Source organism: Salipiger bermudensis, from assembly GCF_017309175.1.
Classification (GTDB): domain Bacteria; phylum Pseudomonadota; class Alphaproteobacteria; order Rhodobacterales; family Rhodobacteraceae; genus Salipiger; species Salipiger bermudensis.
The window spans coordinates 117,396-140,502 of the sequence record NZ_JAEKJV010000013.1 but is presented as its reverse complement, the minus strand read 5'-3'; the positions used below and the strand labels follow the sequence as shown (position 1 = coordinate 140,502).

Below are 23,107 nucleotides of genomic sequence, written 5' to 3'. Positions count from 1 at the left end.
CCAACATCCCACACTGTGCTCCCCGATGACCTCGGGGGCATCATCCACATCAGTGTAAGGGGGTCATTTTTGGACGCCGATCACCCCGCTACGGGGTCAATTTTGCATGCCGGTTCACATCCAGCATCGCCTTATCGATTCTTGCTCGGTTCGGAAGCTCTTTCGACGTTGTCGCACCTGGCAGGGTGTGGAGGAATTCGTTGACCTCCCTCATCATCCTTTCGACGAACGGTTTTCGATCCGGGCATCCCGGAGTGTTCTTCGCCCACTCCATGTTGAGGGTCTCGACAATTCGAGACAGATCGTAGCCGCTGTTCTCCGACCCCTGATCTGAGTGAACCATCTGTGGTGCACCGACAACCCTTATACGGTTTTCGATGCCGTACTTGTCAAAGTACTCATCGGTCCGCGCGGTCATGGTGTCCTTGAAAGCCCGAATAGTAAGAGCCTCTCGCGGTGCCTGCAGACTGAGCTGGATCGAGAGAATGAGGCCTGTGGCCGCGTCCACCGCAAGGCAAATATTCGGTCTACCAATACAAACGCGATCTTCATTGACGATCATGATGTCGCCAGGCGTTGAATCGATCTCGACAAGGTCGAAGGGGGCATGGATCCTATGGTAGAACTGGGCCTGAAGGCGCAGCTTTCGCGCCATCGCGGTATCGTGGCGCGCCTTGATTATGTCGTCGACCCGGATCGTTTTGAGGATTGCCTCCATACAGCGCTTTCCGCAGTCATTTGGATCGATTTTGTCCCTGGCGCATTTCTTGAGATATTTTTCCTTAACGTTCGCCGCGATCTTTCCAATCGAGAGGCGGTCGTTCGTCAGATACAGCTCTTCCAAGACATCCCATGCGACTTCTTCGTAGGCTGAGTCGTATCTGCAACTCCGATTGCCGCAGTTTTGCGTCTCTGGAACGAGTGCAGCAGGCCCTTTTTCATTCCTTTTCTTGCGCCAAAGCTGAAGGGTGCGCGGAACCAATTTCTGCGGAGCGACCCGGCTATATTTGCTGTGCCCGTCGAGCTCCAGCTTGATTTTTTTCGCAGCCGCCATCGCGGTCATTCCGCGCTCTCGCAACTCAAGCTCACGTTTAACCGCGAAGAGTGCCATTTGTTGCTTCAACAGGGCGGTCTCATTCGGCATGAACCCCAGTGATGTGTCACCTTCGGGCTGAAACGCATGGCCCCCAGCAACGAGGCTCCGATAAACACCGACCGTCGTCTCGAACATCTGGTCATCCTGGCCCTCAAGAATGACGGTCTTGTCAGACTTGGAGACGAACTTCAGCTTCCGGCCGCCGGTTATGTGGTGGCCGAACTGTTTATGAAGTGCGGCATGCATCGAGAGGCAGCTCCATAAGGTGGCTCGGCTTGTCCACGACCGTGCGGATGAGGGTGTTTTTCGAGATACGCTCACGTTGGACGTCGCATGTGAGATGACCGCGCGCGAGACAGCCCAGCACCAGGGCATCCGGGTATCCGCGGTCACGCAGCGCGCCCAGCGATACCCAATCGCCGCTATCAGCCTGGAGGTTCGTGATCTCTGATCGGTTGGGCGAGTAAGTCCAGGCCATGCTCAAAGACCGCATGTTCCTTACGAAGGCGTCATGCAGAACACGGTCATCGAGAATAACCAACCGGTAGCCGTAGCGAGCAAGTATACTTGGGTAGGCCAAGACCTTGGGCGCTCGGGCGATCAACTCGGCGTGCTTGACCTCAACCAATATGGACCCGGTCTGCAACTGGAGCTCAAAGTCCGGCGTGTAGATGATAGGCCGGCTCCCGCTATCCCTCGCCCACTGAAAAAGGTCTTCTTTCGTTGGAAACCGGCGCCCAGTTGCGAGGTCGAACGTCATCGGTTGTGTCCGCGCGCTCACGACGCGCGGGTCAAGACCGAAGGCAGCACCCGCGCTCGCTTCAAGCCTGCTTTCGTAGGCCGTCAGTTGGCCTCCTGCAGGCGCGAGGTAATGCACCTTCTTTTTTTGACCCCGCTTATGGGGGCGCCTGGCAACTGAGGCACTTTTCCAATCGATTCTCATGGAGCTTTACCCTTCGTGTGAGTAATACTAAACTACCAGAGTGAAATTCTGGGAGTCTTTTTTTGGTGCTGACCTTATGACCTCACGCAGCGTCGAAGCATTTGCGCAGGATCCGAACTGGCTCAGTTTCGGGAGCTCACTTACCGAGGCGTTAGAGGTTCCAGAAAGTTACGGCTTCACGAGTTCCGAAAAGCTCATGGCGGAAGTCGCGCGCTTGCGTGGCGTCGATCCCGCGAGCTTGCGCAACCCGCTTGCAGCAGTAGCTTGGATGAACGCCAACGCTTCGGAAGCGCTGCACGACGAGAATCTGCGTGTCCCGATGACTGGCGTGCTTCTCCTGTCGCAAATCTCAATTCTTGACAAAGAGTTAGCCTCGGAGATCGCGCCGAAGTTTTTTTCAGGCGAGGTGACGCGTGAGGAACTGAAGAACGCTCTCCGTCGCCTTCAGGAAAAGCCCGGAGTGCGCGGCAGCACGGCACATACCCGTTCCAAGAGAGCCGCGGCGTTCGAGGATCTTGTCTTTGACTTCCTGACATCCAACCCCGAGACGCTCGGTCTCGGAGAGAGGGTGAAGCTTTCCCACAGTCCTCGGAACTCGGAGGCTCCTGCGGACTTCGTTCTCACACGCGACGGAGAGACGATCGCGGCTATCGAGGTCAAATCTTTCCGACAGAAGCGACATCATCGCTACCTCGTCGAGACACTGGCGATGACGGCGCTTGCTGCGAAGACCTATAACCAAGCCTTCCTGATTGTTCCTGCGGACTGGGGAGATGCAATCGACAAGGTCGGCGAGCTGATCGAGTCGCTCGGGCTCGACGGAGTTCAGCATGCTGTGTTCTCGGATGCCGACGGCGGGAAGCTACGGCTGTGCGGTCGTTCCGCGCAGGGTCTGTTGAAGCCCTCCAACACCAATAAGGCGCCCGACAGCCGCCTTCTCAAGAATATGCATGACGCGCAACTCGACACGGTGGAGGAAAGCAGCGTGGCTGATCCAGTAGACAGGCCGGGGTCAGCTGATCCTGACAAGAGGCGAGAGTTGGCAGCTGCCAACTTCGGGGCAACGAAGGACCGGATCGTCGCGATCGAGCCGTCACTGGTCCATTCGGCCGGCATGAAGGACCGAATGGACGGCGGTCTGGAGGATATCGACGCGCTGGCCTCGAGTATCCGAGCAGTTGGCCAGAAGATCCCCATTATCGTCCGTCCGCACCCGGATCTTGAAGGTGAGTATGAAATCGTTGCCGGTCGGAGGCGGCTTGAGGCCTGCCGGATCGCTGGCTTGAAAGTGCGAGCAGAAATCCAGGCTCTCGACGAAAAGGAACTCGTCTTGGGCCAGGCGATCGAGAACATCGCAAGGGAAGACCTGACCTACATCGAGCGTGCACGCCTTGCGGTTCGGATGGTCGACGAAGCCGGTCTTCCTGAAGCGGCCATCGATGAAGCCTTTTGCTGCGGCAAGACGGACCGATCGAGATACTTGAAGATCGGTCGGGGCGTGCCCTCGGACATCCTAAACTGGATCGGCAAGGCACCGTCGGTGGGGCGGCCCCGGTGGGAAAAGCTGGTCGGAATGCTGAGGCGTGACCCAGAGGCGGAGGCCCGGGCAAGGCGCCATATGGCAGCACTGGCCGACGCGGCCGCGGACCTGAGCTCGGATCAGCGATTCGCTCACGTGTGGCAAGCGGCCGGGCAACCACCTGCTCCGAATGAACCTCAGGCGGCGTCGGAGGAGCTTGTTTCGATTGACGGAATCAACGGGCCAGTCGCACGCATGAAGAGGTCTTCGGAAGGCTTGGAGATCACCCTTTTCGACGGAAGCCGAGAAGGACTTGTTGAGTGGGTCGAGGAAAACCGGGGGGCCGTGATCGAGCAGATCATCAGGATGCACGAGGAAAAGAACTGACCTGGATCGCCTCTACGATGTGGGGCGAGCTTGTCGCTGTTGCATCCCCATGGCAGCCGGGCCGGTTAATGCCGGAAGACTCTCTCCCTTGGCAACACGTCGTCGCTCACGGCCCTTTGCCGTCATTCGCGGAGTCGCTCGTTGCTGCATTGCGGCTTTACCGAAGCGGACATTGCCCCTGGTTGATTTGGCGTGCCCATCGCGCCATCGCCGTGGCGGGCGGGAAGCACCATCGTGCTTTTGGTTGAGATCTAAGTGCGCGGCAAAGCTCGCGCTGGCCGGATGCGTTGCAGAGTCCATTTCTCCATAAGCGATCAAGATAGCGTTGAACGGAAACGGCATAAAACCCGCCCACAGCAGCGTTGCTGCCTACGAGCGCGGAAAGAGTTCCTGCAATGTCTCTTGCAGCGCCTCCTTGAAAGCTTCGATGACACGGCGTTGAGGTGTGTCCTGCCGCTCGAGGCAAACCAGCTCGACATGGGGCAGACCCGCTATATCGCGGGCCACAATGGTGTCGTCGGCAAGGGCTTTGAACACAAGCTCGTCCGTGATCGCGATGCAATCCAGTGCCTTGGCAAGGCCGATCCCGAAAGAGGGGGTGAAAGACGTCATCACGCGCAACGGGCTGATGCCCGCAGCATCAAAGGTCTTCAAGACCGTCGCTCCGATCGGGGCCGACCCACTTGGAAGAACGCAGGGGTGCCGCGCGAAATCTTCCAGTGAAACATGGTCGCATTGTGCCAGAAGGTGATCCCGAGGCATCACCGCGACGAGCCCGCTCTTGTACATCGGCGTCACCCGCAGGCCTGGCAGCGCTCCTAAGGATCCAGCGACGCCGATATCGATTTCTCCGGCGCGTATCGCACGGATCTGATCAACCGCACGTCCACTATCGAGGGTCGCCTCCGTCATCGGAATTTCCCTCTGCCAGCGAGCGAGAGCTTTTGGTAGCAATTCGAAGCACATTGACGAGGCGGCCATGATCCGCAACGGCTCTCCCCCACCCGCGCGAATGGTCGAGATCGTCTGCTCAACGTAGCTGAGGCGCTCGGCCAGTCCCGCGGTTTCCGCGTAAAGGCGATTTGCCTCCCAGGTTGGGTCGATGCGACCCGGCTCTCGGGTAAAGAGGCGAAATCCCACTTCGTCCTCGAGCACTGCGAGGTGCCGACTGACCGTGGGTTGAGCCATGCGCAACCGTTTCGCGGCGGCCGAAATGCTCCCGACTTCCATGATTGTCCTGAAAATCTGAAGTCGCTGGACGTTCAGCCCCGCGCGCGATGGGTGTTTCATGCTGTGAGGCGCCAAAGATGCCCAATATTTTTGCTACCAAGGTGATCCACGGCACATCAGTCCGAAATCGTTTTTAAGATAGAATCGTACGTTCATCGGGGGTGCAATAGCTGACCGCTATAGGAGTGCGATATTTTTTCCATTGTAGCATAGGTCGCCCGTGTCGTTTGAAAGGCTCAAAGGAGACGCCCATGCCTGCACTGCCCCTCTTGTTTCTGCTTCTGACCGTCCTGTCCGGCGGCGGGATCGCCTATTTCGTTGGGGGCGCCACGGTGCTGGCCTTCATCACCGAGGATCATGCCCGCTTCCTGGCCGCCTTGCCGCAGCGCGTAATGGGCCAGCTGAACGTCTTTGCCTTCCTCGCCATGCCGCTGTTCATCCTGACCGGCGAGCTGATGAACCGCGGCGGCGTGACAGAAGCGCTTATCAGGTTCTCCATGTCGATCATGGGCCGCTTCAAGGGCGGGTTGGGGCACGTAAATGTGCTGACCTCGGTCTTCTTCGCGGGCGTCTCGGGCTCTGCCACGGCGGATGCAGCGGCGCTTGGCAACACGCTTGTCCCGGCGATGGAGAAGGAGGGGTACTCTCGCGATTACGCAGCGGCGATCACCGCCGCCTCCTCGATCATCGGGCCGATCATACCGCCCTCGGTTATCCTGATCTTCTACGGCGCGCTGATGAACACCTCCGTCGTGGCACTGTTTGCCGCCGGTATCGTGCCGGGCCTGCTGCTGGCAGCGGTGCTGATGGTGATCAATGCCATCATCGCACATCGCGAGGGCCATCCCGGTGGCCGCGGTGCGCAGGTGCCGGCCTTCTTCCCCGCGCTGCTGCAGGCCTTGCCCGCGCTGTCACTGCCCTTGATCATCATGTCCGGCATCCTGCTGGGCGTCATGACCCCGGCCGAGGCGGCAGGTGTCGCCTCCATCGCCGCACTCCTGGTGGGACGTTTCTACGGTAAGTTGGGCCTGCGCGATGTCCTGATCTCGCTGCAGCGGACCGTGGTGCTGACGGGGGCGGTCTTCATCATCCTCGTCGCCATCGCGTCCTTCGGGTACCTGATGTCGATCGAGCGCATCCCGCAGGCGATGGTCGCCTGGGTCGAGGCGATGAACCTGGGCAAGATGCAGTACCTCCTGCTGCTGAACGTGATCTTCCTGCTGGCCGGCATGCTGATGGACGTGAAGGCGGCGCTGGCGCTGCTGGGCCCGCTGCTGATCCCGCCGGCAATCCTGCTGGGCGTCGATCCGACCCACATGGGCATCCTCATCGGCTTCAACCTGACCGTGGGCCTGCTGACGCCCCCTCTGGGCGGCGTGCTGCTGATCCTCGCGACGGTGCTGAAGATGGACTACTGGCGCCTCGTGCGCACCGTTCTGCCCTTCCTCGTGGCCGAGCTGATCCTGCTCGCCGTTCTCATCCTCTGCCCTGAAGTGACACTGGCCCTGCCGCGCCTTCTTGGACTGATCAACTGACAGCATGACACCAAAACCAACAGGAAAAGGACCCAACATGACCTTCAAGACCCTGCTTGCCTCGGCCGCAACCATGGCGGCGCTTTCGACCCCGGCCCTTGCCATGGGCCCGATCAACCTGGCCTTCGCCGGTCCGGAAGATGCCAAGGTCGACGGCGAATACGTCTTTGCCGAAGCCTTCCGCGACAGCCTGGCCGCGCATGACGTGGAGGTGAGGATCAACCCCAACAACACCATGGGCAAGGAAGACGAGCGTCTGGACCAGGTTTCCACCGGCCTGATCGAGGTAAACCTCGGCAACCCGGCGATGCTTTTCAAGATGTCCCCCATCTCACCTGCTCTCTATCTTCCCTTCATGTTCGAGAGCGAACAGCAGATGGATGACGTGGTCGCCGAAAGCGGCATCCTCGACCAGGTGAATGCCCAGACCGCCGATTACGGCGTGATGATCCCGGGCTTCAACATGCGCGGCGGCCTGGTGGGCATCTTCACCACCGATATCCCCGTGACCAAGATGTCCGACCTGGAAGGCGTACGCCTGCGGGCCCAGAACGGCGAGCAGATCAAGTTCTTTGAGAGCTGGGGCGCCAAGGGCACTGTAGTCAGCTTTGCCGAAGTACCGAATGCGCTGCAGACCGGCGTGGCACAGGGCTACTTCAACCCGCCGTCCTCGGCCATCAAGGCCCGTCACACCGACATCCTGACGGACTTCGTGCCGCTCGACGCGATGCCGGTGGCCCGCGTGATCATGCTGTCCTCCGACTGGTACGGCAGCCTGTCCGAGGAAGAGCAGGGCTGGGTGGATGCCGCCGTCGACGACGGTATTGCCGCCAACCGCCAGTGGTCCGCCAGCTACGGTGCCGACCTGATCAACGAGCTGGGCAACCTTGGCGTCACCGTGACCGAGCTGGAGCCGGGCGAGCGTGACAAGTTTGTCGAAGCTACCAAGGCCATCTGGGACGAAGCCGCCGATCCGGCGATCGTGGACGAGCTGGAAGGCTACCTGGACTGATGGCCAGCAGCCTCTCCCCGGGCGCGTGAAACCTCATGCGCCCGGCGCTTCACCTGCGGGCCGAGGTTCCCCGGTCCGCAGAGGAAGACGCATCCAGCCTTGACCGGGCTTTCAAAGACAGGTCACGCCGCCGGGCGCGTTCAGGTCCCGGCCCCCATTCGCGCCCGCGCGCCACTGAAAGGACCTCTCATGCTGACCACAACCTCCCGCAAGCTGAACGGCTTCAGCCGTGGGCTCAACAGCGTGGTGCTGGGCTGCGGCTGCGTGTTTCTCGTGGCCATGGTTGTGCTGATCTGCCTCCAGGTCGTGGCCCGCTACGGCTTTGCCTCGCCGCCCGCCTGGACTGAGGAACTGGCGCGCTACGCCATGGTCTGGGTCGGCCTGCTGGGTGCCAGCGCATCCTATTACGAGCGCTTCGATCCGGCGCTGGTGAAGATCCCCGCCCGTGCGCCCCGCTGGCTGAAGCTGGCCACCGCCACGGTGCGCGCGGCGGCCGTGTTGCTCTTCCTCGTGCCGATCCTTTGGTACTGCTTCTTCGGGCCGGGGATGAACCTCACGCGCGGTTTTCTGAACCGCAACATGACCATGATGGCGGAAACCGTGCCGCTGCCGATGATCTGGGTGGCCATCGCCGTGCCGACCTTCATCGTGCTGACTTTCCTGCATGGCCTCGCCCGGACTTTCGCAACAGTGACCGGCACCCTCGAAGCCGCTGGCGACCCCGATACTGCCGAAGCCGACCTGACGACTGACGAAAAGGCCCCCCAATGAAGACCACCACCGCCGCGACGATCGCTGCAGACAGCGATTTCATCGCCCGTCTGACCGAGATCCGCCACGACATCCACCGCCACCCCGAGACCGCCTTTGAAGAGGTGCGCACCTCGGACCTCGTGGCTGAATTCCTCGAGAAACGCGGCATCGAGGTGCATCGCGGGCTGGCCCGCACCGGCGTGGTGGGCGTGCTGAAGGGGCGTCATCCGGGCAACCGCCGCATCTCTCTGCGCGCAGACATGGATGCGCTGCATATCGAGGAAAAGACGGGCAAGCTCCATGCCTCGACCATCCCGGGCAAAATGCATGCCTGCGGCCATGACGGGCACACCACCATGCTGCTGGGCGCAGCCGAGAAACTGGCCGCCGATCCCGATTTCGCGGGCACCGTCCAGTTCATCTTCCAGCCTGCCGAAGAGGGCCTTGGCGGGGCGCGGGTGATGATCGAGGAAGGCCTGTTCGAACAGCACCCCTCCGATGCCGTCTACGGGCTGCACAACATGCCCGGCACTCCGCTGGGTGAATTCCGAACCCGCCCCGGCGCGATGATGTCCGCCGGCGATACATGGGAGTTGACCCTGCGCGGCACCGGCGGCCATGGCGCCATGCCCCACGAGGGCACCGATCCGACCATGGCGCTGGCCAGCTTCCTGTCCGGCATCTCCTCCATCGTGGCGCGCAACGTCGAAAGCTTCGACAGCGCGGTGATCTCCGTTGGCCATGTCGCGGCGGGCGATTTCAACAGCCCCAACATCATCCCCGCTGAGGTCCGCCTGCGCGGCACCGCCCGTACCTTCCTGCCCGAAACCCGCGACCTGGTGGAACGCCGCCTGGCGGAACTGAGCCAGGCCGCCGCGGCCATGCACAACTGCGAGGCCGACCCCAACTTCATCCGCCGCTACCCGCCGCTGGTGAACTGGCCCGAGGAAACCGGCCGCGCCGTGGCTGCGGCCCAGGCGACGGTCGATGCCGCCATGGTCGACGGCGAGGCCGAGCGCGTGGGTGCCAGCGAAGATTTCTCCTTCATGCTGGAAAAGGTTCCGGGCTGCTTTGCCACTGTCGGCAACGGCACCGAAAGCGCGTTCGTCCATACGCCGCTTTACGATTTCGACGACGCGGTGATCCCCTATGGCGTGGCCTACTGGCTGAACGTCGTGGCAACGGAGCTGCCACATGCAGAGTGATTCCTCGGTCGCGCGCCTTGCGGCATGGGCTGCCACTGCGGATGCCTCTGACCCGGCGCTGACCGGCAGCGCGGCCGCAGCCTTTGCCGATACGCTGGCCTGCATCCTGGCCGGGCGCGCGGACAGCGCGACGCAGGCTGTGCTCAAGGGGGCCGAAGCAACCCATGGCACCGGCCCCGCAGCCGTCTGGGGCTTGGGCACAACGCTGTCGCCCGCGGGTGCGGCGCTGGTGACCGGCACAGCGGCCCATGCGCTGGATTACGATGACAACTTCGCCCCGGCGATGTCTCACGCCAGCGCCGTCCTGGTGCCCGCGCTGCTGGCCATGGCGGCCGGACGCCCCGCGATCAAAGGGGACGACCTGATGCAGGCCTACGTCATCGGCCTGGAAGTTCAGGCCCGTATCGGAGCCGTCATGCACCCCCAACATTACGGCGCCGGCTGGCACTCCACCGCGACACTTGGCGCCATCGGAGCCGCCGCTGCCTGCGCCCGGCTGATCGGTGCAGATGCCGATGTCATGGCCCGAACCATGAGCCTTGCTTTCTCGCAATCCTCCGGTTCCAAGCTGCAGTTCGGTGCCGAGGCCAAGCCCACCCATGCCGGGTTTGCCGCACGTGCCGCCGTCACAGCAGCGGCCCTGGCCAAGGCCGGGCTCGGCGCCAAGGCAGAGTTCGTCAGCGCTCCCTGGGGCTTGACCGCACTGTTCGCGGGGACAGAACGCGAGATGACGCTGGACGATCTGGGAACGTCCTGGGCGCTCCTGACCGACGGGATGATGGTGAAACGCTTCCCATGCTGTGCCGCCTCGCACCGCGCGCTCGACGGGGTCGAGGCCCTGATGCAAACGCATGGGATCGGTCTGTCGGACATCGACCAGATCGAGGTCGAGATGCCGGAAGTCCTTGCTCGCAACCTGCGATATGATGCCCCTGAAAGCACCTCCGAGGCGCGCTTCAGCCTGTCCTATCCCGTGATGAGACTTCTGGAGGAAGGATCGGTTTCACTGTTCCACTTCACCTCTGAGGCCGTGGCGACTGTCGCGGATCGCACGGCTTTGGCACGCATCCGGCGCAAACCGCAGCAGATGGGGCCCGAAGGAATCGATGCGGCCTATGCGATCGAGGTCACCTTGACCGATGGACGTCGCCTGCGCCACGATCAGGCATTCATCGTCGGCACGATCAGGCATCCGCTGACAGCGACACAACTCAATATGAAAATCGCCGATTGCCTCGCCTGGGGAGGCCTTTCCCGGCGAAAGGCCGAGTTTTCGAGTGCCATGGACGCGCTGCCAGCTGCCGCTGATGTCCTGGCCTGCCTCAGTCCCTTGGCCAAGGCAGCGTGAAATGATCCCAGCCCAATTCGAACATCCTGTCATTTTGGACGGCACCCCGGTCGAAACCCCAGGCTGTCGCCTGCTGTGGGAAGCGTTGATCGAGATCGGCCCAAGAGTCGAACTGGGCCGGGGTCCCCACGGCAACCGTCGCCGCATCGACATTCTTGGTGGCAGCTTTCGTGGCGGCTCTGATTTCCCGCAATTGCGGGGGCGTGTCCTGTCCGGCGGCGCCGATCGCCAACTCGACCGGCTGGACGGCGCACGCGAGCTGGATGCGCTCTACGATCTGGAGCTTGTCGACGGCACAGTGCTGGCCCTGCGAAATCGGGTCGTCATCGACGAGCGTCCTGATGCGCCGCGCTACGCGTTGTCCCACATTTCAGTTGAAGCACCGGAGGGTCCTTGGGCATGGCTTTCGCGCCGCATTATAATTGGCACATTGCAGTCACAGCGTCCCAAGCACGATGCAGTGGTCATCCGTGCCTTTGAGGCAACCTGCGCGCAGGTTTCTGAACCCACAGCTGGATAGTCCAACCCATTCCCTGGACTGACTGGGAGCACATTGGCCGAGTTGGTGGGGTGGCGCCATCGCGAGCCACAAGCTTCCTCATTGTTGTGACCCAAGTATCGCTTTCGACCAAATCAGCACTTCAGTTTCGGGTGAGCTCCGACCCAATGCACATGGCGATGCAGAGAAAACCTCGTTTCTCATCCGTTCTAAATGCCAGCTTCCATCATTACTGGATGCCCGCACTGCCACCGCTGCGAATGACAGCTCTCCGCCCTCTGTGTAGGTCACGCCGGTTCTGGCGACCGATCCTTGGGGAATGCCCGCTTCCATGTCCTGGCAAAGGTGTGTTCGCACGCGCGGCGAAGGACGGCTTCCCGCCCTGGCGGTCGGACCGCTACCAACGTGCACCCACATCAACGAAAGATGCATCTTCGACGATAGACTTGGTCGAGTGATGGGTCAGATCGTTGCGGGCAGCGCCTCCTCCGCCGCCTGCCTCCACAACTCAGCCTGCTCCCTACGACGTGCCAAGGTTTCGTGCCACTCTTGTGCCTCACGATCTTTGAAGAAGTTGGCGTCCGGAGCCAAGCGCTTCACAGCATTTTCCACCTCCTCCAGGCCGACGCGAAAGAACTCCTTGCGCATATTTGAAGCGTTGATCCGGCGGTCGGCAAACTCCCGGTGCAGGGCGTTTTCGAGAGCCGGCGCCTCTTCGGAATAAATCATTGCGTGCGTGTCGAAGCCGAACGGCACGCTCGCGTCGCCCAACTCCTTCACGCGATCGTCGGGATCAAGGCGTCGGGTCAGGCCGATCTTGACGACCTCTTCGCCGAAGCTGCCGATGTTCGAGATGATGTAGACGTAACCAGACTTCGTCATCTCGGCCATCGCTTTCGCGCGCTCTGTCTTTGCGTGGGCCTCCGCCAAGGCGGCCTGAAGGTCCGCGATACGGCTTTCGTCGACACCAGCCTCCTGCCGGGCCTTGTCGAGCATGTCCTGATATTTCTGCTCTTCCTTCTCAGCGGCCTTTGCCTCGGCGAGCAACTTCTTCTCTTCGCGCTCCATCCGGGCGCGTTCGGCCCGCTCATCCTTTTCGACTTTGAGTTGCTCCCGATACTCGTGGGTGAGGTGCAACTCGTTCAGCTTGAGCGAGACGTATCGCTCGTTGATTGAAAGGTTCATGGAGGCATTGGCCGAGTTAATCTGCTTCGCGGCGTTCAGGATCCGCTTCTCCATGGCGACCACGTTGTTCCAACGCGTGTTCGCGATCGCCGCCTCGCATTCGTTATTGAAGGCGCGCATGGTCAATCGCATCTGACGGTTGATCATGGTCTGCCCCTTGGAGAGGCTGCCATCGACGGTCCAATCGGTCGGGCAAATGGCGGCGGTCTTCTGCGAAACCATTGCCTTCTGCTGCTCCCGTATCTGCTTGATCTGCTCCTTGAAGATCTCGCTGTCCCCGAAATCGAAGTGAGGCTCATAGACACCGAGTTCTGCGAAGGCGAGGCGCTCGTCATACACCGCGACCTGATGCTCGAGCTTCTTCATGATCTCACGCTTGCTGGCGTAGCTGGATCGCAGGTCGTCGATACTCCCCGCCAACTCGGCAGACTCGGCTTTCAACCGCCCGACCTCGGCCTCCATATCGATGATCGGTGAGTATTTCCGCTCGATCGCCTGCTGCTTCTCCTTTTCCTCCGCGAGGATCCGGTCGCGGTCTTCGGCGGCCCGGGTCTTCTCCTGATCGAGCTCGCGACCGAGGCGCTTTGTCCGCCGTCGCGCGACCAGGAATAAAATGAGAAAAAGCGGAAAACCAATCAGGAATATCAGGACGGCGATCGGAAAAGCTATATTGGGGTCCAATTCTGGCATCACGTACCTCTTTCGCGAACTCGGAAATGAGGCACATAAAATCCAGTCAAATCAAGACCGGAGCCGCAATTGAAGTTTAGGTGCGCTCCCTGCGATCGCCACGCCGGCTTTCAACGCTCAGATGAAGCTCAAGTTCTTCCTGCGGAGAAGTAGGCTTCTGTCTCGGTTGATGGGCAATAGGCATCAACCGAGACACAATCGCGAAGCTCGTTCGTTTTGCAGACGCTGCTCTACGCGCTCCGCGCGAAGCATCTTCACTAACCGCGAGGGCCTGAATTTCACGCTAACCTTCTGAAAGTCGTGGAAAACGTGGCCGAACCTCAACCTCAGCACGCGAAAAACTATGGGCGCGGCGAAAAACTACGCGCGCGCCTACACCGGCTCAGAAGTCGAGGTTCTCGACGCTGAGCGCGTTCTGCTGGATGAACTCGCGGCGCGGTTCGACCACGTCGCCCATCAGCTTGGTGAAGATGTCATCCGCCTCGGTCATGTCGTCGACGCGCACCTGAAGCAGCGTGCGGGCGTCGGGATCGAGCGTGGTTTCCCAGAGCTGGCCCGGGTTCATCTCGCCCAGACCCTTGTAGCGCTGCAGCGACAGACCCTTCTCGCCCTCTTCGAGGATCGCCTCAAGCAACCCGAGCGGGCCATAGATCGCCTGACGGCGGTCCTTGCGCTCGAGCACGGCGGGCGTGGCGTACACGGTCTGCAGCGCCTGCGTGAAGCTGCCGGTCTTGCGCGCCTCGCCGGACCGGAGCATCGGGCCGTCCAGCGTGCGGACTTCCTCGACCCCGCGCAGGATGCGCGCGAGGCGAATGCCGCGGTCCTGGGTGATGCGGCCCTGCCAGCCCTTCTCGTATTCCAACGCGATCAGGTCGAGCCGCTCGGCCACCTTGTCGGCCACGCCCTGCAGGTCGCTCTCGACCGCGCCGGGCACGAAGGCTCCCGCGACGGCGGCCTGTTCGAGGATGTGGCGCGGGTAGTGCGTCGGGAAGGCGTCGAGCACGCGCTTGAGCTGGCGCGCCTCGTCGATCACCCGGACAAGATCCTGCCCGGTGATGACCTCGCCATTGCCGAGCGTCAGATGCGCCCCGTCGACCCCCTGCTGGATCAGGTAGTCGTCAAGCGCCGCCTGGTCCTTGACGTAGACCTCCGAGCGGCCGCGCGCGACTTTGAAGAGCGGCGGCTGGGCGATGTAGAGATAGCCACCTTCGATCAGCTCCGGCATCTGCCGGTAGAAGAAGGTCAGCAGCAGGGTGCGGATGTGGGCGCCGTCGACGTCGGCGTCGGTCATCAGGATGATCTTGTGATACCGCAGCTTATCGATGTTGAACTCGTCGCGGCCGATGCCGGTGCCGAGCGCCATCACGAGGTTGCCGATCTCCTGGCTGCCAAGCATCCGGTCGAAGCGCGCCCGCTCGACGTTGAGAATCTTACCCTTGAGCGGCAGGATCGCCTGGGTGCCACGATCCCGCCCGGTCTGGGCCGAGCCACCGGCGGAGTCCCCCTCGACGATGAACAGCTCGGTCTTGGACGGATCCTTCTCGGAGCAGTCCTTGAGCTTGCCGGCGAGGAAGTTGACGTCCATCGGGTTCTTGCGGCGCGTGAGCTCGCGCGCCTTGCGCGCAGCCTCGCGGGCGAGCGCCGCCTCGACGATCTTGCCGACGACCATCTTGGCCTCGTTCGGGTGCTCTTCGAACCACTCGGTGAGCTTCTCGTTCACCAGGTTCTCGACCGCCGGGCGCACTTCGGACGACACCAGCTTGTCCTTGGTCTGGCTCGAGAACTTCGGGTCGGGCACCTTCACCGACAGCACGCAAGTCAGGCCCTCTCGGGCGTCGTCGCCGGTGAAGCTGACCTTTTCCTTCTTGGCGATGCCGCTGTCGGTGGCATAGCGCGTCAGCGTCCGGGTCAGCGCGCCACGGAAGCCGGCCATGTGGGTGCCGCCGTCGCGCTGCGGGATGTTGTTGGTGAAGGGCAGCACCATCTCGTTGTAGCTGTCGTTCCACCACATCGCGACCTCGACGCCGATGCCGTCCTTCTCGCCGGTCATGTAGATCGGCTCGGGCATCATCGGCTGCTTGGAGCGGTCGAGATACTTGACGAACTCCTTCACGCCGCCCTCGTAGTGCAGCTCGGTGTGCAGCGGCTCGGCCGGGCGCTCATCCTCGAGGATGATGCGCACGCCGGAGTTCAGGAAGGCGAGCTCGCGCAGGCGCTTTTCCAGCGTGGCAAATTCGAAATCGAGGTTCGAGAAGGTCTCGGTCGAGGCGAGGAAACGGACCTCGGTGCCCTGCTCGCCCTCGGCATCGCCGACCACGCGCAGATGCTCGACCGTCTCACCATGCGAGAACTTGGCGTAGTGCTCCTTGCCGTTGCGCCAGATGCGCAGCTCGAGCCACACCGACAGGGCGTTCACCACCGAGACACCCACGCCGTGCAGACCGCCGGAGACCTTGTAGGAGTTCTGGTCGAACTTACCGCCGGCGTGCAGCTGGGTCATGATGACCTCGGCCGCCGAGACGCCCTCTTCGGCATGCATGTCGACCGGGATGCCCCGACCGTTGTCACGCACCGAGACCGAGTTGTCGGCATGGATTTTCACGCGCACGAAGTCGGCATGACCGGCCAGAGCCTCGTCGATGCCGTTATCCACGACCTCGTAGACCATGTGGTGCAGGCCCGAGCCGTCATCGGTGTCACCGATATACATGCCGGGGCGCTTGCGCACTGCCTCCAAACCCTTGAGAACCTTGATGGAATCCGCGCCGTATTCCTGCGGAGCGCCTGCCGGTTCGGCCATGTAGCCATCCTCTGTCTTGTTTGGGAATTTTATAGGTGAGAAGCGCTGCCTTGTCACGCAGATGACACAAGATTTGGTGTCAGATCGGCAGGTTTTCAACGAGTGATTGCCCGGCCTCTTCGGTGACCTGAAGTCGCTGTGCGCGATCGCCCAGCTCCTCGAACAGTTCGGGCCCGGTGCCGGTCATCCAGGCCTGCGCACCGAGGGCGCAGATCTCGTCATAAAGCGCCGCGCGACGGCCCGCGTCGAGATGCGCCGCGACCTCGTCCAGCAGCAGGAGCGGCGGTGCACCGATCTCGGCAGCGAGCGCCCGCGCATTGGCAAGGATCAGCGAGATCAGCAGCGCCTTCTGCTCGCCGGTGGAGCAATCCGAGGCCGGCACGCCCTTCGCGGCAAAGACCCCGTAAAGATCCGACCGGTGCGGCCCGACCAGCGTGCGCCCGGCGGCCATGTCGCGAAAGCGCCCCTCGGCGAAGACGGCGCGCAGATCCTCCTCGGTCTCGGGAATGTCGGCCTCGGTGGAGACCAGCGCGAGATCGGCGGCCGGAAAGCTGGTCTCCGCCCCGTCCTGCGCGCGGGCCAGACGCGCCAGCGCCGCCTGCCGGTTCTGCTGGATCAGCGCGCCGCTCTGCGCCATCTGGGTCTCGAGCGCGGCGTACCAATGCGCATCGCGGATCTGCTCCTTGAGCAGGCGGTTGCGCTCGCGCATGGCCTTCTCGTAGGTCAGCGAGGCGTCGGCGTGATCGGGGAAGAAACTCAGCGTCATGCGGTCAAGAAAGCGCCGCCGGCCCTCGGGAGCCTCGATCCACAGCCGGTCCATCGACGGGATCAGCCAGAGCACCCGCGCGATGCGCCCCAGCGCCGTTTGCGGCGCGGGCTTGCCGTCGATCTCGACCTGCCGCGAGCCACCGCTTTCCGAGCGCACCGAGATCTCGCTCGCGCCCTCGGGTCCGTGCAGCACCGCGCCGATCTTCCAGCCCAGCGCCTCGGGGCGGCGGGTCATCTCCTGCGCCGAGGCGCGCCGCATGCCGCGCCCGGGCGACAGCAGCGAGACCGCCTCGATCAGGTTGGTCTTGCCCGCGCCATTGGGCCCAAAGATCGCCACGGGCCGGGCATCGACCTCCACCGCCGCGCGCTTGTGCGAGCGGAAATGCGAGAGCGTCAGACTGGAAAGGTGGAGAGCGGTCACGGTCCGCTCTCCCTGTGCAGGTCAGGCCCGGTCAGGGTCACACGCGCATCGGCATCACGACGTAGACCGCGCTGGTGTCGCTGCCTTCGCGCATCAGGGTCGGGTCGCCGGAGGAGTTGAACATGAACACCGCGTTCTCGCGATCCACCTGGCTGGCGATCTCGAGCAGGTACTTGGCGTTGAAGCCGATCTCGAGCGGCTCGTCGCCATAGGCCACGGCGAGCTCTTCCTCGGCGGCGCCGCTGTCGGGCGCGTTGACCGACAGCACAAGCCGGTCCTCGTCGAGCTGCAGTTTCACCGCGCGCGACCGCTCGGACGACACAGTGGCGACACGATCGACCGCCTTGGCGAACTCGGTCGCGTCGACCTCGAGCCGGCGGGTGTTGCCGGTCGGGATAACGCGGGAGTAATCCGGGAAGGTGCCGTCGATGACCTTGGAGGTCAGGGTGATGTCGGGCGTCGCAAAGCGCACCTTGGTCTCGGACACCGACACGGCGATGTCCATATCGTCATCGTCGAGCAGCTTGCGAAGCTCGCCCACGGTCTTGCGCGGCACGATCACGCCGGGCATTGCCTCGGCGCCCTCGGGCACCGGCGCATCGATCCGGGCGAGGCGGTGGCCGTCGGTGGCGACGCAGCGCAGCACCCGGCCCTCTTCGCTGTCCGACACGTGCATGTAGACGCCGTTGAGGTAGTAACGGGTCTCTTCCGTCGAGATGGCGAATTTCGACTTGTCGAAGAGCTTGCGCAGGGTCTCGGCCTTGGCGGAGAAGTTCGTCGCGTATTCCGACGAGGCCATGACCGGGAAGTCTTCCTTCGGCAGGGTCGCGAGGTTGAAGTTCGACCGTCCCGCAGTCACCGTCAGGCGCCCGGCGGCGCTGTCATCGGCGAGCTGGACAAGCGCGCCGTCGGGCAGCTTGCGGACGATCTCGTGCAGGGTCACGGCCGAAACCGTGGTGGCCCCGGCCCGCTCGACCTGCGCCGGGGCGCGGTCCAGAACCTCGATGTCGAGATCGGTGGCACGGAAGGTGACGGTGTCGCCCTCGGCCTCGATCAGCACGTTCGCGAGGATCGGAATGGTGTTGCGACGCTCGACAACAGATTGCGCCTGGCTGACTGCCTTGAGCAGCGTTGCCCGTTCGATACTGACTTTCATCCCTCACCCTCTCCGCCGTGCCGGAGGCGCAGCGTAGCGCCATGCGCAAGCTGCTCCAAGCCTTGTTTCAGCGATTGATCGGATTGTTTTACAGTGGCGTCAAGGCCGCGAGGCCGCGCGAAGGCGGCCCCGTTCGGTTGTGTTGTGTTCGAACCTCAGAAGGCCCTTTCAGGCCTCGAGCGCGCGGCGCAGAAGCTCGACATCGTCGGCGATCTGGCTGTCCTGCGTGCGCAGCTCCTCGATGCGCTTCACCCCATGCATGACGGTGGTGTGGTCGCGCCCGCCAAAGCGACGGCCAATCTCGGGCAGCGACCGGGCGGTAAGCTGCTTGCACAGGTACATCGCCACCTGGCGCGGCCGCGCAAAGTTGCGCACCCGCTTGGGACCGATGAGGTCGCTGAGGCGGATGTGGTAATGCTCGGCCACCTTGCGCTGGATTTCCTCGATCGAGATCTTGCGATCCGAGGCACGCAGCACGTCGGCGAGGCAATCCTGCGTCAGCTCCATGGTGATCGGCTGGCCGACCAGCGAGGCGAAGGCGAAGAGCCGGGTCAGGGCGCCCTCGAGCACGCGCACGTTGGTCGAGATGCGGTGGGCGAGGAATTCCAGGATGCCGTCATCGAGTTGCAGCGCGGGATACTGCTCACGATAGTTCTGAACCTTGGATTGCAGGATGCCAAGACGCAGCTCGTAATCGGTGGGATGCAGATCGACCACGAGACCGGACTGGAGCCGCGAGCGGATGCGGTTCTCGAGGTCCTTGATCTCGTCCGGGGCGCGGTCGGCCGAGATGATGATCTGCTTGTTCTGGTCAACCAGCGCGTTGAACGTGTGGAAGAACTCTTCCTGCGTGGAATCCTTGCCGGCGATGAACTGGACATCGTCCACCATCAGCACGTCGACCGAGCGGAACAGCTCCTTGAAATCCATCATCCGGCGCTCGCGCAGGGCCTGCACGAAGCGGTACATGAACTGCTCTGCGGAGAGGTAGAGCACGTTCAGGTCGGGCCGGTTGTTGCGCAGGTCCCAGGCGATGGCGTGCATCAGGTGGGTCTTACCAAGGCCCACACCACCGTAAAGGAACAGCGGGTTGAAGGTCACCTGGCCACCCTCGGCCACGCGCTTGGCCGCGGCATGGGCCAGCTCGTTGGGCTTGCCGACGACGAAGCTGTCGAAGGTGAAGCGGCCGTCGAGCGGCGCGCCGGGCAGCAGGTCGCCGTTGGCGGGCGCCGCGGCGGCCGGGGCCGGCTGCGCCTGCGCCGCCGGGCGCGGCTGCTGCTGGGCCGGGGCGGGCCGGGTGTCGGCATTGGCGACCTGAAACTTAAGCCGGCGCACGTCGGTGTCCATCCCCGACAGCTTGGCAAGAAGAATGTCCCCGAAGTTCTGCGACACGTAGGTGCCAATGAAGTTGGTCGGCACGTTGAACACGGCCACACCACCCGGCTCCACGCCGTGGAATTCCATGGGTTCAATCCAGGTCTTGTAGTTGTTTTCCCCGATCGTACTGCTCAGCTGGCTCTGCAATGCGCCCCACTGGTCTTTTGTCATTTGTCCCCGCTCCGAAAGCCTGACTGCCATTCATCCATCTCGTCATCTCGGGCGATCTGAGTGAGCCGCCCGGCGGACACATGTCATGCGGGAACAGGTCTCTGCCCCATGCCATGACGACATGGGCTGGAATGATACGCATTCCGGACGGACAACACCTCACCACGCCCTTGGCATCCCAACCAAGGACTGATCAAAGTGAGCGCTGTCCGCGCATTTGTATACCTCGGACTGGCAGGGCAAACGCCCTGTTCTGGCGGCTGGTGCAGCAGACCGCCAAAGCGCAGTGCATACGTCCCAAAAAACACGGGCGTTGCGCTGCTTGCCTGTCCCCCCAAAGCAATGTGACTCGCTCGGTGAAATTAGCAATTTGGCGGGAAGCCCGGCAACCGAACTTAAATGTTGACTCAGAGGAATCCGAAAAAAGAATCTCCGATTTCAACGGATAGTGTCTGGATGGAAAAAAGGCACCACAGATTGTGGTGCCTTTTTATTCGTCTACAAATCCGGTGTGGCTTTTCAGCCCAGCGCTTTCACCCGCGATGCAAGGCGCGACATCTTCCGCGATGCGGTGTTCTTGTGGAATACGCCCTTGGTCACACCGCGCATCAGCTCGGGCTGTGCGGCCAGAAGAGCGGCTTTTGCGGCGTCTTGATCGCCCGAGGCGATCGCCTCTTCGACCTTGCGCAGGTAGGTGCGGATGCGCGAGCGGCGCGCCTTGTTGATCGCAAAACGCTTTTCGTTCTGACGGGCGCGCTTCTTCGCCTGGGGGGAGTTTGCCATGATGATCAGTCCTCTGTCTTCTGCCCCTCGCATGGGGGTCAACGGTATCCGGGTCGCGCAATGGCACTCTGACCCGGACAGGTGTCGCCGGACCGATTCTTGCCTGAGCGGGCATCACGCGCATGTAGCCGCGGCGCATATACCAAAACATCGGTCTTGCAAACCCCTATGCGGGTCAAGACGGACCCGAAGGTCGCAGAATCGGCCCTGAGCCACTATATTCGGGGTCCTGCCACCGCAGGACCGTTCATTCTGAAAGGAGGAATCAGAGATGAATGCGATGCAAATTTCAGAGTACGCACAATCGCTCTACCGCGCCCACGGTGACCGGGCAGAGGCCGAGGCGGCCCAGAAGGCCCGCACCTGCGAGGAGAGCGGCAACACGGCTCAGGCCGAGGACTGGCGCGCCATCCAGGCCGCGATCCGCAGCCGTCGTGGCGCACTTCAGGGCTAACGCCGCACCGAGGCCGAAACGCGAACGGCCCGCCGAGGGGCGGGCCGTTTTCTTGTTCTGAAGCTTGGGCTCAGCGGTCGCGGAACTGCGCGGTGCGCTTTTCCTGGAAGGCCGCCATGCCCTCTTTCTGATCCTCGGTCGCGAACAGCGAGTGGAACAGCCGGCGCTCGAACAGCAGCCCCTCGGTGAGCGTGGTCTCGTAGGACCGGTTCACCGCCTGCTTGGCCGCGATGCTGGCCAGCATGGACTTCTCGGCGATCTTCTCGGCCGCTTTCTTGGTCTCGTCCATCAGCTGCTTGGCCGGCACGATACGGCTCACCAGCCCGGCGCGCTCGGCCTCTTCGGCATCCATGAAGCGACCGGTGAGGTGCATGTCCATCGACTTGGACTTGCCGACATAGCGCGTCAGGCGCTGCGTGCCGCCGATCCCGGCGATGACCCCGAGATTGATCTCGGGCTGGCCGAACTTGGCGTTTTCGGCTGCAATGATGAAGTCGCACATCATCGCCAATTCGCAACCGCCGCCCAGCGCGTAGCCCGCCACCGCGGCGATGATCGGCTTGCGCACCCGGGTCACGGCCTCGGTCGCCGGCTCGAAGAAATCTCCGAGATACATGTCGACAAAGCTCTTCTCGGACATCTCCTTGATGTCCGCCCCGGCCGCAAAGGCCTTGGCCGAGCCGGTCACGATGATGCAGCGTACCTTGTCATTGGAATCCAGCTCGCCCAGCGCCTGCGCCAGCTCCTGCAGCAGGTGGCTGTTGAGGGCGTTGAGGGCATCCGGGCGATTGAGTGTGATCGTTGCGACGTGGTCATCTATTTCGACGATGATCGTCTCATAGGCCATGACTTCGGGCTCCCGTCCGTTAGCGTCAGACGGCAGCCTTACCAGCTTGGCCCTCGCAATCAAGTTATCTTTGGCACCGCGGGCAGTAGAACGAGGACCGCCCTGATTGAACCATCCGGTGCACGGTAGCGCCGCAATCGGGGGTCCGGCACGGCTGCCCCTCGCGCCCGTAGACATCGAAGCTGTGCTGAAAATATCCAAGCTCCCCATCGGCTTGGCGGAAGTCCCGCAGGCTCGATCCGCCTGCTGCAATGGCCTCTTCCAGCACCTCTCGGATCACCGGCACCAACGAGGCGATGCGTTTCTCGGAAATCCGTCTGACGCGACGTCCCGGATGAATTCCGCAGCGATAGAGCGCTTCGCAGACGTAGATATTGCCGAGGCCCGCGACGATCTTCTGGTCGAGCAGAGCCGACTTGATCGGCATGTTGCGCCCCGCCAGCGCCGCCACCAGATGGGATTCGCTGAACGCGTTGCCAAGCGGTTCCGGCCCCAGCGCCGCGAGCAGCGGGTGGGCCTCGGCCGTGGCGGTTTGCATCAGATCCATCGCCCCGAAGCGGCGCGGGTCGTTGAAGGTGACGCGAGCGCCATCCTCGAGGTCGAGCACCACGTGATCGTGCTTTTCCGGCGCCGGGTGATCGTGCACGAACCGCCCCAGAGCGTCGCCAGAAACCAGCATCCGGCCGGTCATGCCAAGGTGGATCAGCAGCGTCTCGCCGCGGTCGAGATCGCCGAGGATGTACTTCGACCGCCGCCGCAGCTGGAGGATCCGCGCCCCGGTCAGCCGCTCGGCCATGCGCTCGGGAAACGGCCAGCGCAGGTCGGGCCGGTTGACCTGCGCCTGCGCGATGCGGTTGCCCTCCATCACGGGGGCGAGGCCGCGGCGCACGGTTTCCACCTCTGGCAATTCGGGCATGTTCTCTCCGGG

General features: G+C 62.7%; 19 protein-coding genes. 8 read left to right on the top strand and 11 right to left on the bottom strand.

Annotated elements, in window-relative coordinates:
• Positions 1-88 precede the first annotated feature (88 nt).
• Positions 89-1,342 (bottom strand): DDE-type integrase/transposase/recombinase, encoded by a 1,254-nt coding sequence (locus tag JF542_RS17380; protein WP_207076770.1) that lies wholly within the window; start codon positions 1,340-1,342, stop codon positions 89-91.
• Entirely contained in the window at positions 1,323-1,856 is a 534-nt protein-coding gene (locus JF542_RS17375; protein WP_207076769.1) for a hypothetical protein, read from the bottom strand. Before JF542_RS17375 ends, JF542_RS17380 begins: the two co-directional genes overlap by 20 nt.
• A gap of 259 nt (positions 1,857-2,115) precedes the next feature.
• On the opposite strand from JF542_RS17375, the gene repB reads away from it, so the two are divergent.
• The gene (gene repB, locus JF542_RS17370) at positions 2,116-3,945 is read left to right on the top strand and encodes a plasmid partitioning protein RepB (RefSeq protein ID WP_207076768.1); all 1,830 of its coding nucleotides are present in this window, start codon (positions 2,116-2,118) and stop codon (positions 3,943-3,945) included.
• 369 nt (positions 3,946-4,314) lie between these two features.
• Here the strand turns inward: repB and JF542_RS17365 are convergent, their stop codons facing one another.
• The gene (locus JF542_RS17365) at positions 4,315-5,235 is read right to left on the bottom strand and encodes a LysR family transcriptional regulator (RefSeq protein WP_277988620.1); all 921 of its coding nucleotides are present in this window, start codon (positions 5,233-5,235) and stop codon (positions 4,315-4,317) included.
• 191 nt (positions 5,236-5,426) lie between these two features.
• Here JF542_RS17365 and JF542_RS17360 point away from each other — a divergent pair, with 191 nt between their 5' ends.
• The 6 genes from JF542_RS17360 (at position 5,427) to JF542_RS17335 (ending at position 11,548) form a co-directional block, all read left to right on the top strand.
• A complete protein-coding gene (locus JF542_RS17360; RefSeq protein WP_207076766.1) occupies positions 5,427-6,710 on the top strand; it encodes a TRAP transporter large permease in 1,284 nt (427 codons plus the stop codon).
• 37 nt (positions 6,711-6,747) lie between these two features.
• Positions 6,748-7,722, top strand: coding sequence for a TRAP transporter substrate-binding protein (locus JF542_RS17355; protein ID WP_207076765.1), 975 nt, complete (start codon positions 6,748-6,750; stop codon positions 7,720-7,722).
• Between the two features lie 189 nt (positions 7,723-7,911).
• Positions 7,912-8,493, top strand: a complete 582-nt coding sequence (locus JF542_RS17350) for a TRAP transporter small permease (protein ID WP_207076764.1) — start codon at positions 7,912-7,914, stop codon at positions 8,491-8,493.
• Positions 8,490-9,680, top strand: a complete 1,191-nt coding sequence (locus JF542_RS17345; protein WP_207076763.1) for a M20 aminoacylase family protein — start codon at positions 8,490-8,492, stop codon at positions 9,678-9,680. The genes JF542_RS17350 and JF542_RS17345 overlap by 4 nt, the downstream gene beginning before the upstream one ends.
• Entirely contained in the window at positions 9,670-11,028 is a 1,359-nt protein-coding gene (locus JF542_RS17340; RefSeq protein WP_207076762.1) for an MmgE/PrpD family protein, read from the top strand. Before JF542_RS17345 ends, JF542_RS17340 begins: the two co-directional genes overlap by 11 nt.
• Position 11,029: 1 nt before the next feature.
• On the top strand, positions 11,030-11,548 hold the full coding sequence (locus JF542_RS17335; RefSeq protein WP_207076761.1) for a DUF3237 domain-containing protein: 519 nt from the start codon (positions 11,030-11,032) through the stop codon (positions 11,546-11,548).
• Positions 11,549-11,989: 441 nt separating this feature from the next.
• Here the strand turns inward: JF542_RS17335 and JF542_RS17330 are convergent, their stop codons facing one another.
• The 6 genes from JF542_RS17330 to rpsT form a co-directional block, all read right to left on the bottom strand.
• Entirely contained in the window at positions 11,990-13,402 is a 1,413-nt protein-coding gene (locus JF542_RS17330) for an SNIPE associated domain-containing protein (RefSeq protein WP_207076760.1), read from the bottom strand.
• Positions 13,403-13,784: 382 nt separating this feature from the next.
• Entirely contained in the window at positions 13,785-16,202 is a 2,418-nt protein-coding gene (gene gyrB / locus JF542_RS17325; RefSeq protein ID WP_007795473.1) for a DNA topoisomerase (ATP-hydrolyzing) subunit B, read from the bottom strand.
• A 79-nt stretch (positions 16,203-16,281) separates the two neighbouring features.
• On the bottom strand, positions 16,282-17,391 hold the full coding sequence (recF, locus tag JF542_RS17320) for a DNA replication/repair protein RecF (protein ID WP_207076759.1): 1,110 nt from the start codon (positions 17,389-17,391) through the stop codon (positions 16,282-16,284).
• Between the two features lie 37 nt (positions 17,392-17,428).
• Complete coding sequence (gene dnaN, locus JF542_RS17315; RefSeq protein WP_007795477.1) at positions 17,429-18,547, bottom strand: DNA polymerase III subunit beta; 1,119 nt, start codon at positions 18,545-18,547, stop codon at positions 17,429-17,431.
• 168 nt (positions 18,548-18,715) lie between these two features.
• The gene (gene dnaA, locus JF542_RS17310; protein WP_207076758.1) at positions 18,716-20,095 is read right to left on the bottom strand and encodes a chromosomal replication initiator protein DnaA; all 1,380 of its coding nucleotides are present in this window, start codon (positions 20,093-20,095) and stop codon (positions 18,716-18,718) included.
• Positions 20,096-20,614: 519 nt separating this feature from the next.
• Positions 20,615-20,878 carry a 30S ribosomal protein S20 gene (gene rpsT, locus JF542_RS17305; protein ID WP_007795483.1) on the bottom strand — a complete coding sequence of 88 codons (264 nt, stop codon included), beginning with the start codon at positions 20,876-20,878 and terminating at the stop codon, positions 20,615-20,617.
• Between the two features lie 271 nt (positions 20,879-21,149).
• Between rpsT and JF542_RS17300 the strand changes: the two genes are divergently transcribed.
• Complete coding sequence (locus JF542_RS17300; protein WP_007795485.1) at positions 21,150-21,332, top strand: hypothetical protein; 183 nt, start codon at positions 21,150-21,152, stop codon at positions 21,330-21,332.
• Positions 21,333-21,402: 70 nt separating this feature from the next.
• Here JF542_RS17300 and JF542_RS17295 read toward each other — a convergent pair whose 3' ends face one another.
• Together JF542_RS17295 and mutM are read right to left on the bottom strand one after the other, a co-directional pair.
• Positions 21,403-22,179, bottom strand: a complete 777-nt coding sequence (locus JF542_RS17295) for an enoyl-CoA hydratase (RefSeq protein ID WP_007795488.1) — start codon at positions 22,177-22,179, stop codon at positions 21,403-21,405.
• Between the two features lie 64 nt (positions 22,180-22,243).
• Positions 22,244-23,095, bottom strand: a complete 852-nt coding sequence (gene mutM / locus JF542_RS17290; RefSeq protein ID WP_207076757.1) for a bifunctional DNA-formamidopyrimidine glycosylase/DNA-(apurinic or apyrimidinic site) lyase — start codon at positions 23,093-23,095, stop codon at positions 22,244-22,246.
• Positions 23,096-23,107 lie beyond the last annotated feature (12 nt).